Source organism: Streptomyces sp. TP-A0356 (genome assembly GCF_001417775.1).
Classification (GTDB): Bacteria; Actinomycetota; Actinomycetes; order Streptomycetales; family Streptomycetaceae; genus Streptomyces.
Window position 1 is genome coordinate 76712 of sequence record NZ_BBZJ01000036.1, and the last position, 14181, is coordinate 90892.

At 71.2% G+C, this 14181-nt stretch carries 18 protein-coding genes and 1 pseudogene; all 19 read left to right on the forward strand.

Going from position 1 to position 14181, the window contains the following annotated elements; genetic code table 11:
* The first annotated feature begins 48 nt into the window (after positions 1 to 48).
* Positions 49 to 804, forward strand: coding sequence for a site-specific DNA-methyltransferase (locus tag ASC56_RS34175; protein ID WP_055495485.1), 756 nt, complete (start codon positions 49 to 51; stop codon positions 802 to 804).
* A 249-nt stretch (positions 805 to 1053) separates the two neighbouring features.
* On the forward strand, positions 1054 to 1596 hold the full coding sequence (locus ASC56_RS34180; protein ID WP_055495486.1) for a DUF4913 domain-containing protein: 543 nt from the start codon (positions 1054 to 1056) through the stop codon (positions 1594 to 1596).
* On the forward strand, positions 1593 to 2078 hold the full coding sequence (locus ASC56_RS34185; RefSeq protein ID WP_055495487.1) for a hypothetical protein: 486 nt from the start codon (positions 1593 to 1595) through the stop codon (positions 2076 to 2078). Before ASC56_RS34180 ends, ASC56_RS34185 begins: the two co-directional genes overlap by 4 nt.
* A 17-nt stretch (positions 2079 to 2095) precedes the next feature.
* Complete coding sequence (locus ASC56_RS34190; protein ID WP_055495488.1) at positions 2096 to 2794, forward strand: hypothetical protein; 699 nt, start codon at positions 2096 to 2098, stop codon at positions 2792 to 2794.
* 17 nt (positions 2795 to 2811) lie between these two features.
* A complete protein-coding gene (locus ASC56_RS34195) occupies positions 2812 to 3549 on the forward strand; it encodes a hypothetical protein (protein ID WP_055495489.1) in 738 nt (245 codons plus the stop codon).
* 146 nt (positions 3550 to 3695) lie between these two features.
* Positions 3696 to 4049 (forward strand): SH3 domain-containing protein, encoded by a 354-nt coding sequence (locus tag ASC56_RS34200; RefSeq protein ID WP_234377192.1) that lies wholly within the window; start codon positions 3696 to 3698, stop codon positions 4047 to 4049.
* 97 nt (positions 4050 to 4146) lie between these two features.
* Entirely contained in the window at positions 4147 to 4629 is a 483-nt protein-coding gene (locus ASC56_RS34205) for a hypothetical protein (RefSeq protein ID WP_055495491.1), read from the forward strand.
* Positions 4626 to 5072 (forward strand): hypothetical protein, encoded by a 447-nt coding sequence (locus ASC56_RS34210; protein ID WP_055495492.1) that lies wholly within the window; start codon positions 4626 to 4628, stop codon positions 5070 to 5072. The genes ASC56_RS34205 and ASC56_RS34210 overlap by 4 nt, the downstream gene beginning before the upstream one ends.
* Before the next feature lie 10 nt (positions 5073 to 5082).
* A complete protein-coding gene (locus ASC56_RS34215; protein ID WP_055495493.1) occupies positions 5083 to 5484 on the forward strand; it encodes a hypothetical protein in 402 nt (133 codons plus the stop codon).
* A gap of 42 nt (positions 5485 to 5526) precedes the next feature.
* Entirely contained in the window at positions 5527 to 6369 is an 843-nt protein-coding gene (locus ASC56_RS34220; protein WP_055495494.1) for a helix-turn-helix domain-containing protein, read from the forward strand.
* The gene (locus tag ASC56_RS34225) at positions 6366 to 6884 is read left to right on the forward strand and encodes a hypothetical protein (RefSeq protein WP_055495495.1); all 519 of its coding nucleotides are present in this window, start codon (positions 6366 to 6368) and stop codon (positions 6882 to 6884) included. Before ASC56_RS34220 ends, ASC56_RS34225 begins: the two co-directional genes overlap by 4 nt.
* The gene (locus tag ASC56_RS34230; protein ID WP_055495496.1) at positions 6881 to 8116 is read left to right on the forward strand and encodes an MFS transporter; all 1236 of its coding nucleotides are present in this window, start codon (positions 6881 to 6883) and stop codon (positions 8114 to 8116) included. Before ASC56_RS34225 ends, ASC56_RS34230 begins: the two co-directional genes overlap by 4 nt.
* 35 nt (positions 8117 to 8151) lie before the next feature.
* Positions 8152 to 8454: a hypothetical protein gene (locus ASC56_RS34235; protein ID WP_055495497.1), complete on the forward strand. Its 303-nt coding sequence runs from the start codon at positions 8152 to 8154 to the stop codon at positions 8452 to 8454.
* 219 nt (positions 8455 to 8673) lie between these two features.
* Positions 8674 to 9900, forward strand: coding sequence for an ATP-grasp domain-containing protein (locus ASC56_RS34240; RefSeq protein WP_055495516.1), 1227 nt, complete (start codon positions 8674 to 8676; stop codon positions 9898 to 9900).
* Positions 9897 to 11042, forward strand: coding sequence for a hypothetical protein (locus ASC56_RS34245; protein WP_055495498.1), 1146 nt, complete (start codon positions 9897 to 9899; stop codon positions 11040 to 11042). The genes ASC56_RS34240 and ASC56_RS34245 overlap by 4 nt, the downstream gene beginning before the upstream one ends.
* Positions 11039 to 11659 carry an HAD-IA family hydrolase gene (locus ASC56_RS34250; protein ID WP_055495499.1) on the forward strand — a complete coding sequence of 207 codons (621 nt, stop codon included), beginning with the start codon at positions 11039 to 11041 and terminating at the stop codon, positions 11657 to 11659. The genes ASC56_RS34245 and ASC56_RS34250 overlap by 4 nt, the downstream gene beginning before the upstream one ends.
* A gap of 31 nt (positions 11660 to 11690) precedes the next feature.
* Positions 11691 to 12551: pseudogene (locus tag ASC56_RS38905) on the forward strand (DUF317 domain-containing protein); the annotation flags it as partial.
* Positions 12552 to 12589: 38 nt separating this feature from the next.
* Positions 12590 to 13081: a hypothetical protein gene (locus tag ASC56_RS34260; RefSeq protein WP_055495501.1), complete on the forward strand. Its 492-nt coding sequence runs from the start codon at positions 12590 to 12592 to the stop codon at positions 13079 to 13081.
* Between the two features lie 65 nt (positions 13082 to 13146).
* On the forward strand, positions 13147 to 14181 hold a 1035-nt coding region (locus tag ASC56_RS34265), incomplete at its 3' end, for a SpaA isopeptide-forming pilin-related protein (RefSeq protein WP_063785049.1).

Consider the following 14181-nt stretch of genomic DNA (forward strand, 5'->3'; position numbering starts at 1 on the left):
TTCCCCCCCCCCCCCCCGTGAATCCGCACCCGAAATAGGGGCCCCTCTTTGCCTTTTTCCCTTCACCAGGGCGACGCCCTGGCCGTTCTCTCCGGCCTTCCGGACGGCTGCGTCGACTCCGTCATCACCGACCCGCCGTACAACAGCGGGGGCCGGACCGCGAAGGAGCGCACTACCCGATCCGCGAAGCAGAAGTACACCTCCGCCGATGCCAAGAACGACCTCGCCGACTTCACCGGCGAGAACATGGACCAGAGGTCCTACGCGTTCTGGCTGACGCAGATCATGACCGAAGCGCACCGGCTGACGAAGACCGGCGGGACCGCGCTGCTGTTCACCGACTGGCGTCAGCTCCCGACGACGACGGACGCGATCCAGGCCGCCGGGTGGCTGTGGCGCGGTGTGCTGGCCTGGCACAAGCCGCAGGCCAGGCCGCAGAAGGGCCGGTTCACCCAGAACTGCGAATTCATCGTCTGGGCTAGCAAGGGGCCGATCGACGGCTCCCGGAACCCGGTCTATCTGCCCGGCATGTACTCGGCGTCGCAGCCCTCGGGCGCGCAGCGCCGGCACATCACGCAGAAGCCGGTCGAGGTGATGCGCGAGCTGGTCAAGATCAGCCCCGAGGGCGGCACGGTCCTCGACTTCTGCGCCGGCTCCGGCTCCACGGGCGTGGCCGCTCTGCTGGAAGGCCGGGACTTCATCGGCGTGGAGAAGACCGAGCACTACGCGTCGATCGCGGCCGACCGGCTCACCGAGACGATCCGCGCAACCCTCACGCAGGACGACATGGTTCGCACCGTCTGATCCCCGCCCTTGCCTGCCGCCAAGGCGACCGGCTGCCCCAGTGGAGCCGTCAGCGAAATACCGCTGGAGTGGCCGTGTAGCTCGCGAATGAATCGCACAGACGCGTCCGTCTTTCTCTCATCCCGCGTCTCGTAGGAGGCCGAACTTTCAATGCCCGAATCCACAAGACCGCCTGACGATGGAGAGTTGGATCCGGTTCGTATTCCGGATCGACAGCTGGAGGGAATCGAGGCGAGCGTGCGGCGGCTCATGGAGCAGTCGGCGCAACAGGCTCAGCAGCTCGACCACCTCGCGTCCGCCCCGTCGCCGAGCGGATCACCGTTCGCCGCGTTCGGCATGCCGGGACTCGGCGGGCCGCCGGCCGCCGCTCCACCGGAGCCCCGCCCGATCCTGGAACTCGACGGAGAAGAACGCGAGGACGAACTCGACGCGCTGTCCGACTGGGTGGATGACTTCTTCCTCCCTGTGTATGGGGCGGAGGTCACCACCGCTGCGCCCTGGTGCCTGCAGTGGCAGGAGCACGACGACGTCGTTGCGTGGCTCCACGCCCTGTGGCTCGCCTACCAGCAGCACAAGGATCCCGAAGCCGGGCTGTCCGGTCTGTTCGTGTGGCACCGCGACTTCCTCACCCACGCCGTCGCGGCGATCCGTGCGCCGGGTGGGCCGCTGTCCGCCTGCATGACCTCTCCCGACCGGCCCGCGCACCGTCTCCTGCCCGGCCCGCCGCCGTCCGTGCGCACGGAGACGGCGAACACGGCACAAGCCGCCGAGTCGGACGAGCCGACGTCATGACCGCGGGACAGGGACAGCCCGCCTTCGGATTGAGCTTCGACCCTCGCGCGCTGACCGATCTTCTCCAGGCCCCCGGCGACATACGCGACCTCACCCTCGCCTACCTGCAGGAAGTCGTGAACGCGCAGCGCTTCGGCCTGCGTCTCGACGGTGACTTGGAGGGATTGCGGAAGCTGTTCGTGGACGCCCGCAAGGACTGGCGTGTCGTCTACGGCGTTCGCCCGGCGCCCGCGGAGTCCGCGCACCCGAAGGAGATCCATGTCGTCGCGGTCCGGCCGCGGGCGGGCAACGACGTCTACGACGAGGTCGGCCGCCGCCTGGGGATGACCCGCCGCCCGCTGAGCGCCCGTACCCATGCGGCACGGTCGCGTTCCCCGCAGCTGACCACCCGCGCTCCCGTGCCCCGGCCCGGTCCGCCGCCCACCGCACTGCCGGGTCTGCCCCGTCCCGCCCAGAACCCCGCGCACCATCACACCCGCTGAACGCACAGAGGCCGCCTATGCCCCCTCCACCCGCGCCGACACCCACCCGGCGTGCAGTCTCCCCGCTCGACCACCGCCTCGAAGCCGTCACCGGGCACGACGTCGACACCCTGTGGACCTACCGCGACCACGGCATCCTCGACGAGCAGCACGCCCAAGTAGTCGACCGGCACCGTGAACTGGCCAAGGCCCAGACCGGCGTCACCTTCTACCTCAAACTCCTCAACCGCCTCTCCAACGGCGAGTTCGACGTCGATAGCACCCTCTTCGCTCGCATCGACCGCACCGTGGACCAGCTGCAAGAGGCTGTTGCCGCGCGGGACGCCGCCGCTAGGAGGGTGCTCGCCGCCCTTGAGCCCATCGAAGCCGCAGCGGCGGCCTCTGCGCGCGACGCCCGGCAGCTCTCGACGGACGACCAGGCCGCGCTGCTCGCCATCGCCGGCGGCGCCAAGCTCTACGAACACCTGCTGACCGGCCGGATGTCCGTCACAACCGCCTTCGGTACTCGCATCTCTCACGCCAAGCTGCAGCAGTTGGAGGACGCCGGGCTGGTCGTCCGGGACACCGGCCACCCCGTGCACGCCGGCCAGCCGGTTGCGCTCACCGACGCCGGACGGGCCGCGCTGTCCGCCGCCCGCCGGTCTGCCACGACGCAGGCGCCGAAGGTCCCGGCTCGCCCCGGCGCATCGCCGTCCACCCCGGCGCAGCGGCGCTGACTTCCTCGAAAGCTCTTTTGTCTCCCACCGAACCGGTGCCGGACCGGAAGTCCATCCCCCAAGTCGACTTCGACCTGGACGACCTCGACGCCGACGAGGAGAAATACCTCGACTTCTACCGCAAGGTCGCCGTCCACGAGGACATGCTCGTTCCCCTCGCCGAACACCATGACGGCCCGCACAGCTACTACGTCCTGTTCGACCGCACCGCCACCTGGGGGCACCCCGGCATGCCGCAGGTGCTCGCCGTGCATCTGCAACGGGGCCGCGAGGAGCGGACGTTCAGCTTCGAGCATGCCCCTCTGCCGCTGCCCGCGATGGCGCAGTCCTGGCTCATCCACCGTGGCTGTCCGTCCGATGCCATCGCCCTCGCCCCGCTGGGCCCGCCGCCAGCGGACGAGGCCACGCGCGCGCTGGAGCTGCGCCTCGCCGGCGACGGCGACCACTACGCCATGGGCTACTCCTACACCAGCGACGACCCGGACGACATGGTCATCGTCGTGGCCCTGCGTGCCCTGGACGAGCGAGCTCCCTCACCGTTCCGCGTCGTGGTCGAAGAGGTCGACACCGAGACGTGGACGCACACCCTGCGCGGGGGCGGCTTCGACACGCTCGGTGAGGCCCTGCAGTGGTGCGACGACCGCCTCGCGGGCGAGGCCGGCCCTCTTCCGTCGGTCCCCCCGGCAGCCGCAGCCAGCCGCCCGGCCGGCTTGCCGAAGGCCCCTGTCCCGCGCCCTCCCGGCCGTTCGCGCTGAGCGCTCAGCCCGACGCGGGCGGCGCAACATAGCCGACGATCGCCGGTTAGCCAAACCGGCGATTCTCCGGACTCTTATACAGCCGCCGGGACAATCCCGCGGCTCCTTCCCCGCCATCCCCATGCCTTCACGGAGGTTTCTTCCGCATGCGCTCCACCCGAATTGCCATATCCACAGCCATGCTCGGCGCCCTCGCTCTGCCGGTGCTGTCCGCCACCACCGCCAGCGCGGCCCCCGCTCCCGCCGCGCTCACCGCGGCCCCCGCGAGCAGCTGCTCCTCCCAGCCGCCGCTGCCGTACGAGGTGCACACCAAGGCCGTGACCATCCGGTCCAGGGCCACCACGAAGTCCACCGCGCTCGGCGTGCTCTACCGGGGCCACAAGTTCAGCGTCGCCAAGAAGAGCGGCAACTGGCTCTACATCACGGACAAGACCACCGGGGTCAAGGGCTGGGTCTCCGGCACGTACGTCTACCGCGACGTCCGGATGTGCCTGGACTGACAGGCCCCAGCAGGTGTCCGTATGCGGCTGAGCCACCGGGTACGGCAGCCCCTCCCATTCCCCAGGGATCGGCGTTTTCAGAACAGGAGACTCCCTTTTGTCCGACGGCATATCCGATGAGTCTGAGGATTTCGTGGGCGTGCTCACCGAACGGATCGAAGCGCGTTTCGGCATGGGCATGGACCAGTTGAAGGCCGCGGTCGCCGCTGCGCCGACCGCGAATGCTGACGCCACCGACGTCGTCAAGTGGCACGGCCTTCTCGTCGAGGCCCAATCCGTACTCGACCGCGCGGAGGACGATCTTGTTGCTGCGCTGCAGACCCAGCCCAGCGAGGTCGACGACCCGACGATGGGCCTCGCCCACCGGGTGAACGCGGCCGTCACCGCCCGCGATGGCCGGGCCATGGTCGTGCGGTGGCTCCTCGACCCGGACGCTCCGGGGAAGAAGGACCTCGCCGCCCAGCGCCTGGCCCGCCTTCGGCCCCGCACCGGCCCGGCGGTGCAAACCAGCGCCCCCAATCGGCGCGCCGGTACAGCCGCACCGGCATCGGCGTGGCGAGCGGCAAGGACCGCCCGATGAGCCGGGACAAGGCCACCACCATGGACGCCGACCTGCAGAAGGCTTTCGGAAACCCGGTACCCGAGCTGTACGAGGCGGCTGCCGGCCACGATGCCTCGCCCGCGCTCGCCCGGGCCCTGGAACTGCGTTCCTTCCTGGCGCTCGCCGAGGAGCAGGTCGCCCGCGTCCGCGACCGCGTCCACGCCGATATGGATCCGGACCGCGACATGGGCGAACTGTCCGCGGACAAGCTCCGCTTCGACGCCCAGTGGCTGGAAGCCGCGCTGGAGGCCCGCGACGGCTACCGCGCCGCCCTCGGCGAGCTGCTGCGCACCATGCCCCCGCCTGCGCAGCAGGACCGGCCCGTCCGCACGGCACAGCTCAGGGCCACCGCAACCCTGCCCCCCTCTGCCGCCGCCCCGGTACCCCAGCGTGCCGGGGCGGCCCGGGCCCGCCGACCGTGAAAGCCCCCGATTGCCCCGCCTCACGTCCACCGACATAGCCGACCGGATCGAGGACCTGTACGGCGCGCCGCTCGCCGACCTCAAAGCCCACGCCCAGGACCAGCCTGCGGGCATGCTCTCCGCCCTGCTCGGCATGCACGAGGGTTTCGCCCTCGCCGAGCGCAGCATCGACGTCCACCGCGACCACCTCGCCCGGCTCATCCACCCCGAGCGGCAGATCGGCCCGCACGAGGTCTCCCACCTCCTCGACGGTGCACGCCGGCTCGCCGAAGCCGTCGCCGTCCGCGACGTCCAGGCCAAGTCGGTCGCCGCCGTCCTGCAGAGCCTGGCCCGCGTCCCGGCCCCGACGGCTCCCTCGCCGCCCGTTGCAGCTCCGCCTCTTCCGGCGCCGACCCCGGCGCACAGCCGCTAACCCCCAGGCGATCCCCCTTTCCTTCACCCAGGAGTTCCTTCCTTGGCCATCACCGCTCTGCCCCCTGACACCGACGCCGACATCGCCCGGGTCACCGAGGCCCTCGCCATGATCACCCCGCGCTGGAACGTCAGGATCCTGCTGGCCCTTTCCGGCCCGCCGCTGCGTTACAGCGAGCTGGCGGCCAAGGTGTCCTGGCTGCAGAACGGCCAGCTCCATCCCAAGCTCAAGGCGCTGTGCGATGACGGGCTCGTCGAGCGCACCGAACACACGGCACGGCACGTGACCTACCGCCACACCGAACGTGGCGCGGCCCTGCTGCCGGTACTGCCGGTGATCGTCACCTGGGCCGAGGAACACTTGGAGAAGACGGACCACCCACTGGCCGCGATCGAGCAGATCGAGGACAGCCTCACCCTCCTCACCCGGCGTCACGCCGCCGCCATCCTGTGGGTGCTCAAGTCCCGTGAGGAGGTCAGCGGCCGGGCTCTGGCCCGGATCGTGATGCCCAGCAGCGACTGGACCAATATTTATCCGCCGTTGCGGCAACTCGTTGCCGACGGCCTGGTCGACACCGAGGGCATCGGTCGGCCCTACCGGCTGTCCGCAGCCGGCGACGGCCTCGGCCCTGTGCTCGGCGCCCTGTCCGCCTGGTCCGCCGGGCAGAGCCTCGACCAGGCGGCCCAACACCCTGTCTGGGGACACCCGCAGGCGAAGCCCGCGCCGAGGCCGTGGCTCAGCAGCCAGCCACGGCCGGCCCCCGCGGCGCTCCCACCTGCTCGGACGACCGGGTCCTCTCCGGCGTGGCACCACCGCGATCTCTTCTCGCACGCCACGACCGCCCGCCCGAAGGCAGCCATTCCGGCGGGAGGCCCGCGCCGATGAGCACCCCCTTCACCCCTGCCGAAGTGCGCCACGCCGTCGAACTGCTGGCCTCGCGCTCCTTGATCCGCCTGGTCACCGAAATCGATGACAACGGCGCCATACCTCCGCGACGGCTGACCGGCACCCTGCCAGACCTCTCCGCCCACCAACTGCGAAGCGCCTCCGACACGGCCCGCGCCCACGGTCTCATCCGGGTCGCACCCGGCGTCGGCCTGGAACTCACGGACGCGGGATCGGAGTTGGCCGACCTGTACGACGCGATGGCTCGCTGGGCCCGGCGTCACGCTGTTCCAGCCCCAGTCTGCGAGTTCAGCCGCCGTATCCGGCACGTCCTCGACCTGTTGGCGCAATCGCTCACTACCGAGCACGCCGACGGCCTCGCACCGCTGTCCGCCGCGCGCCTGACCAGCGCCGGGGACGCGGCGGACCTTGCCCGTCACCGCACGCTACTGATCCAGTGGCTGGCCGGTAACCCCGAGGTGGCCAGGGTGCCCGAGACCGAGCCGGTCGCGTGAGCGCAGCGGTCACACCCCGGCACGAACGCCACACCCCCGGGCTGCTGCGCAGCATCTACCTGCCACGCACCGCGGACGCCCTCGCCTTCGCCATGTCCACCTACGGCATCCCGCTGCTGGTCCTGGCCACCACCCGCTCCGCTGCGCTCACTGGCCTGGCGTTCGCCTTGGAGTGGATCCCGAGGCTGGCGGCGTTCGGGTGGGCCGGATCGATCGTCGACCGGCGCGGCGCGTCCGTCGTCTTCCACTTCGCCTCCTTGGGACGCGCGCTGGTCCTCGCCGCCAGCGCGGTCCTGCTCCGCCTCCATCCGTCCGGCACGGTGGCAAGCGTGACCGTGATGGCACTCGCGGCGATCACAGGGGTGCTCACCGAGTTCAGCTACATCGCGGTCGAGACCGCTGGTGCCGCCGCCGGCCGCCGCGCCGGAAGGCGGGCCCATCGCGTCCAGGCAGTCCTGCTCGGCATCGACCAGACCGCGACCCTGGCCGGGCCGACGCTCGCCGCAGTGCTCCTGCTCGCCGGGCCGCCGCCGATGCTCGCGGCAATCACCGTGCTCTCGCTTCTCGCCGCGCTGCTCGCCCTGCGCACACCCCCCTCGCCCATCGGCCCGGTTCGCACGCCCAAGGGACAGACCGGTGTCGGGCTGCTCACCGGGTGGCGCACCATCCGCTCCCTGCCCGCGCTCGGCTGGCTCGTGACCGGGCTGACCCTGTCCAACCTCGCCACCGGGCTCCTCCAAGCGGCCGGTCCTGTGATCGTCGTCAAGCACTTCGGGCAGTCCACCACCGACGTCGGCCTGGTCTGGTCCGCCGCTGCCGGAGCGACGCTCCTCAGCGTCACCCTCTGCCGGTTCGCGATCGACCGACTGGGCCTGTGGCCGGTCGGCGCCGCCTGCGCCGTAATCGCCTCGTTCGCCACTCTCGCCGCCGCCCAAGCACCCGACTACCTGTCCTACCTGGTCTTGGTTGCGGTCCTCATGGCGGCCGAGGGCGGCATGACGGTGGTGCTGCGCACGCTGCGCTCCCTGGTGATCCCACCGGAGAAGTTCGGCAGCACCCTGTCGGCGACCATCTTGATCCTTCTGCTGCCCTTCCCCGTCGCCGGCGGACTGACCGCGCTCACGCCGCCCGACGCACTGGGCCACGTCATCACCGCCTGTGCCCTCCTGCAGGCCCTCGGACTGGCCCTCGCCTTCACGCGCCTGCGCACCGATCCAGCCCTGCGCACCTGACCTTGCACTTTTCCCCAGCCTGTGGAGAACCCCTCATGTCCACCGTCGTCCCCGGGACGAACCGTGCGAGCGGTCGCACCATCACCGAGCGGTTCCGAGCCTTCGACGCACAGAACCCGCACGTATATCGCGAACTGAGACGCATGGCCGCTCGCCGGTTGGCCGCCGGGGCCACACGGGTCAGCGTCAAGGACCTCTTCGAGGACCTGCGCCACCAACTCCCGTTCGGAGTCACCGGGCTGAACAACAACTTCACTGCGCTCTACGCCCGCCGCCTGATCGACGAGCACCCCCACTGGCCCAGCGCGTTCGAGCTGCGCCGCCGCCGTGCCGACTGACAGCTCCCGTCCGTTTCCTCCCGTCTGAGCATCCTCGGTCCGGCACCGACCACGTCGCTCAGCCTCGCCTGCCCCGCTCCCGGCGGCTGCTCGCCGGACACCCACAGCGGCCCGCCACCGCCGAGGTCCGCCGCCCTCACATCCCTGCCCCCTCTTTCGAATCCGAGGAGCCTGTTCTTGTCCGACCGTCCTGTCGTCCTGGTCGTCGCCGCATCCGACATGGAAGCCGAGGCGTACCGCGGGTACTGCCTTCAGTCCGTGGCCGCCTGCTACGACGTCGTCCTGATCACCGGCGAAGAGCCCTCATGGGAGACGCCGTACCTGCGGGACTGCGTGGTCGTGTCCGACCCGACCGACCAGGCGGCGCTGTCCGCTGCCGGCCGGGCCCTGGCCGACCGCTACGACCTGGCCGGTGTGTTCACCTGGACCGAGTGGTACCTCGTCCCGGTCGCCCGCCTCGCGCGCCAGCTCGGCCTGCCCACCACCGTCCCGGAAGCCATGCAGGCATGCCGTAACAAGGCCACCTCCCGCACGTTGTTCGCCCGGCATGGGGTTCCGTCAGCTGCCTCGGTGAGCGTGCGCACGCGTGCCGAGGCCGAGGTGGCGGCCGAGCGGATCGGCTATCCGGTCGTGCTGAAGCCCGCCGCTCACGCGGCCAGCATCGGGGTGATCCGCGCCGACACCCCCGAACAGCTCACCGCCGCCTTTGAGTTCGCCGACCAGGCGGCCGGGCTGGGGCGGGAGTCCACCAGCGTGCTGGTGGAGGAGTATCTCGACGGGCCCGAGGTGTCGGCCGAGTGTGTCACCTACGGCGGGGAGACCACCGTGGTGGCCGTCACCCGCAAGACGGTCAGCGCCCCGCCGTATTTCGAGGAACTGGCCCACTCCGTCGACGCCGCCGACCCGCTGCTCGATGTGGTCGCTCCGGCGGCACGGGCCGCGATCCATGCCCTGGGGATCACCGACGGCGTCTGTCACGTCGAGATGCGCCTGGTCGACGGCCGGCCGCGGCTGGTCGAGGTCAACGGCCGGATCGCCGGTGACATGATCGGCCACCTCGTCCAGCTCGCCACGGGCATCGACCTGCCACGCGCCGCCGCCGACATCGCCTGCGGCCGTGCCCCCGACCTCACCCCGACCCGGTCCTCGGCCGCCGCGATCCAGCTGCTCTACCCCGACACCTCCGGCACCCTGCTCCGCCTCGGATTCGACGGCGTCAGCCCGCGCTGGCTGGAACGCGTGCACTTCCAGCACCAGGTCGGTGACCAACTGCTCCTGCCGGCCGACGGCGGCAACATGTTCACCGCGCGCATCGGCTACCTGATCACCACCGCGCCCACCGCGGACCTCGCACAGGCCCGCGCCCAGCAGGCTGTTCGCCGTCTCCAGGTCGACCTGGCGCCCCGCGCAGCCGACGAGACTGTTCCGGGTGGCCGCCCCGCATGAGCCGCGCCAACGCTTCCGTTCGCCGCAGCCGTGTCCTGCTGACCGGTTACTTCCTCGGCCTGGGCGTGGTGATGGCGGTCTGGGGCGCCCGGATGCCAGCCGTCCAGCAAGCCGCCCACCTCACCACCGCCGGCCTGTCTCTCGTCCTGCTCGCCGCCGCTGTCGGCATGGTCGCCGGACTGCAGGCCGGCGGCCGACTCGCCCGGCCCGACCGACTTCCCCTGCTCCTGATCGGCGGAGCTGTCGCGCTGGCAGCAGCCCTCGCCGTGCTGGGGCAGTGCCCGACGCTGGCCTCGCTACTCGCGGCGGCTGTCACCTTCGGTGCCGCGCACGGTGTCCTGGACGTCGCCGCCAACACCGCGGCGGTCCGCTGCCAGAACGCCGCTGGCCGACCGGTCATGTCATCCCTGCACGCCGCGTACTCGATCGGCGCCCTGGGCGGTGCCGCCCTGGCCGCCGTCACTGCCCGAACAGCCCACAGCACCCTGTTCCTGGCGACCGGCCTCGCGCTGACCGCGACCGTGCTCGTGGCCGGTCCGTGCACCCTGGCGCTCAGCGGCGCCGACCAGCCCAAGTTCCCCGGCCCCGAAGCGGCCAGCCGGGGCCCGACGGGAGGTGTGTGGCTGTTGGGTGCGCTGGCGGCTGCGAGCCTGCTGGGGGAGGGGGCGGCAGCCGACTGGGCCGCAGTGCACCTGCACACGCTGCACGCCACAACCGCCCTCAGCGCGACAGCGTTCGCCCTCTACAGCACAGGCATGGCGATCGGCCGGCTGACCGGCGACCGGCTCACTTCTGCCATCGGCGCGCCTGCCCTGGTTCGTACTGGCGCGGCGCTCGCCGCCGTCGGACTGGCCACCGGGGTCCTCGCCGACAGCGTGCCTGCGGCGCTGGCCGACTGGGCGGTCTTCGGGCTCGGCCTGTCCGGCACCGTCCCCTCGCTGATCACCGCCGCCGGCCGACACGGCCCGAGGGCCGTGGCCATGGTCTCCGTCACCGGCTACCTCGGCCTCCTCGCCGGCCCTGCAATCATCGGCGCCCTCGCCAGCGCCACCACCTTGCCCACGGCCCTGCTGCTGCCCGCCCTCCTCGCATCCGCTCTCGCCGCCCTCACCCGCCGAGCCCTGGAGAACACCGCCCCTTGACCCGCCTCACCGGCCCTGACGCCGTCATCCTTGACTACAACGGAGTCATCGGCCTGCAGCCCACCCGCGCCCAGTGGCTACGGCTTGCCCGTGCCGCTTCCTGGCCCGAAGACGATCTCGCAGCATTCCAGCGCGCCTTCTGGAACGCCCGCGACCTCTATGACGCCGGCCAGCTCAGCGACCTGGCGTACTGGGCCCGCGTCCTCGGCTTCCATCCAGGCCCCCGCCTGCTGCGCGAACTCCTCGCCTCAGACACCGACATGTGGACCGCAACCGACGCCAGCGTCCTGTCCGTCCTGCGCCGCGCCCATGCCACCGGACTGCCGATGGTGCTGTTGTCCAACGCACCCGCCCACCTCAGTACCGTGCTCGACACCCACGACTGGCGCCGCATGATGACCCAGGCGCTCTACTCGGCCCGCCTGCAGCTGTGCAAGCCTGCCCCGGCCACCTACCAGCAGGCGCTGCACGCCACCGGGGTCCGTGATCCACGACGCGTGCTGTTCGTGGACGACCGCCCCGACAACTGCCAGGCCGCCGCCCGCTTGGGCCTTCGCACGCTGCACTACACCGGCTCGAGCGACGCCCTCCGAGCAGCTTTGCTGCCCGCTGACTGACTCATCCGCCCACGCCGCCACTCAGGAACCCGTGTCCCTTCACGACGACCTTCACGCCCTCGACGGAGACGTCTTCGTTTCTCCGCGCCACCTCGCCTCCACGACCGGCACCGGCGACCCAGCCATCACCCCGCTCCTCGACCTCGGCTGGGACCTCCAGCACGACGACCTGGGCAACGCGCACGTGAACTCCCCCGACCGGCGCGTGCGCCTGGGCTACCTGCCCGAGGGCGAGGACGATGGGCTCTGGCGCATCAACGCCCACAAGGACCCGTTCGGACCGCCGACATGGGGCGTCTGCTTCAACGACCGCGTCCCCACCGAGTTCGTCCAGGCGTTCACCTCCGCCCTCGCCACAGCCTACGAACAGGGGCCAGACGCCTACCTCACCAGGCCGGTCGCTGGGAACGACGAGCACGATCCCTTCCTCGCCGTCGTACCTCTCCTGCAACAGGGATGGGAGATCGACCGTCCCCGCTGGGGCGTCTTCGCCGTCCAGGCCCCGGACGGCCTCGCCGGTCTGGAGTTCACCACCGGCGACCTCGATCCGGAAGCCGAGCTGACCACCCGTGACGCCCGCTGGCAGCTGTGGGCGGGGACCTCCATCGACCGGCCCGTCTGGTACGCGACGGCCAGCACCAACACCCCCGTCGCTCTGCTCACCGCAGTCACCCAGTGCGTCGCTGATCCGGCTCCGCTTCCCCGGTGGCGCCAGGTCACCCTCAGCTACATCGAGGGCATGGCCCAGCTCACCCCCATCATCCCGCCACAACCTCCGGCCCCAACCCCGCTCGACGTGCAGCGGGCTGCCGCATCCCGCCGCCCGGCCGCGCTTCCCGCTGTCAGCGTCCCACGCTGGAGCACCACCACCCGACCGGCCCTGGCCGGCCCCGCCGATGAAGCCGGACCCACCCAGACCGGAGATGCCTCTTGTCCCTGCACGCCGCCGAGTTCTTCGCCGAGCTGTGCCTCCCTTTCCACGACCACGCCGTCGTGGGCGCCACCTACTTCGCCGCCCCTGTCCCGGGCACACCGCTGCGGCTGCGGATCGAGTTCACCGCCACCATCCACGCGGACACCTACGGCGGTCTTCGTATGGCGGTCATCCACCCGGACCGCGGCGAAATCGACGCGGTCTCCCTCAGCTTCCTCGATCACGGCACCTTCCACCGCCGCGACGAAGCCCACAACACCCAGCCGAACACCAAGCAGTACGGCACGTTCAACACCAACCGACACCCCGGTCGGCCACCCTGGGAGGGAGCCGTCACTACCGGGCTGCGCGACGCCATCGAGCAGTACACCGCCATCTGGTTCCCTGGTGCCTGGGCCGCGGCGAACGCACCCAGCCGCGCGGCGAGCCGTTCCGCGCACCGGGCGCCCGCCCCGCCGGCCACCCGCAGCCAAGCCCGCACCCGCTGAGTCCTCGTCCCGATCCCCATGCGGTGACCGTCCTTCCACTAACCGATCAAGGAGCCCCCTTCCTCGTGCACGCTCGCTTCGTCCGTGGCGCCGTCCGATCCGCCGCCGTCGCCGCCGCGGTGACCGGCACCCTCACCTGGGCGCCGACCGCGAACGCCCAGCCCTCCGAACCGACACCCTCCTCCTCCGCCGCTGCCGACACATCGGCCCCGGACGCGGGCAGCGTTGAGATCACCACCACAGACACGGCCGGAGATATGCTCACCGACGCCGCGTTCCTGCTGCTCGACTCCGCCGGGCAGGAGGCCGGACGCGGGACAACCGACGCGCAGGGGAAGCTGACCTTCCCCGACCTCGCGCCGGGCGTCTACCGGCTCAAGGAGACGGCCTCCGGAAGCCCGCTCCACGAGGTTGTCGCCGACCAGGACGTCATCGTCACTCCCGGCGCGACCACGCGGCTGACGATCACGGACTCGTTCAAGGCCGCCAAGGTCCTCCTGCAGGCCAAGGACGACAAGACCGGCAAGCTCCTGCCCGGCGCGACCGTGAACATCGGCACCGGCGCCTCTACGCTGCTCACCCTGACGACCGGTGCCAAAGGCACGGCCTCCGGGGAGCTGCCGGTGTCCAGCCGGAACACGGAGTTCTGGGTCAAGCAAGTCAAGGCACCCGCCGGATACAACCTCTACGCGCCGTCCAAGACGTTCACTGCGGGCCCCGGCGCACCAGTGACTGTGACCGTCACCAACGCCAAGACCGCGACCAGCCCGAAACCCGCCCCCTCGGACAAGCCGACGCACAAGCCAACTGGTGCCCCGTCCGCGCCCGCGGACAAGCCGGGCAGCGAGACCGGCGGGGCCAAGCCCTCCGCGCCGGGCACCGGCACGCCGGATGCTGACTCCTCGCCCACCCCCGCGGTCCCGGAGAGTGACGCCACGCCGACGACCCCAGAAGGCTCCCTCGCCCACACCGGCGCCGATGACACTCCGTGGATCGCCGCAGGCGCGGGGCTCCTCGTCGTCGCCGGCGTTGTCACCCTGGTCGCTGTCCGCCGTCATACGGCTGCCGAGTCCGAACCGGACGACAGCAGCGAGACCAAC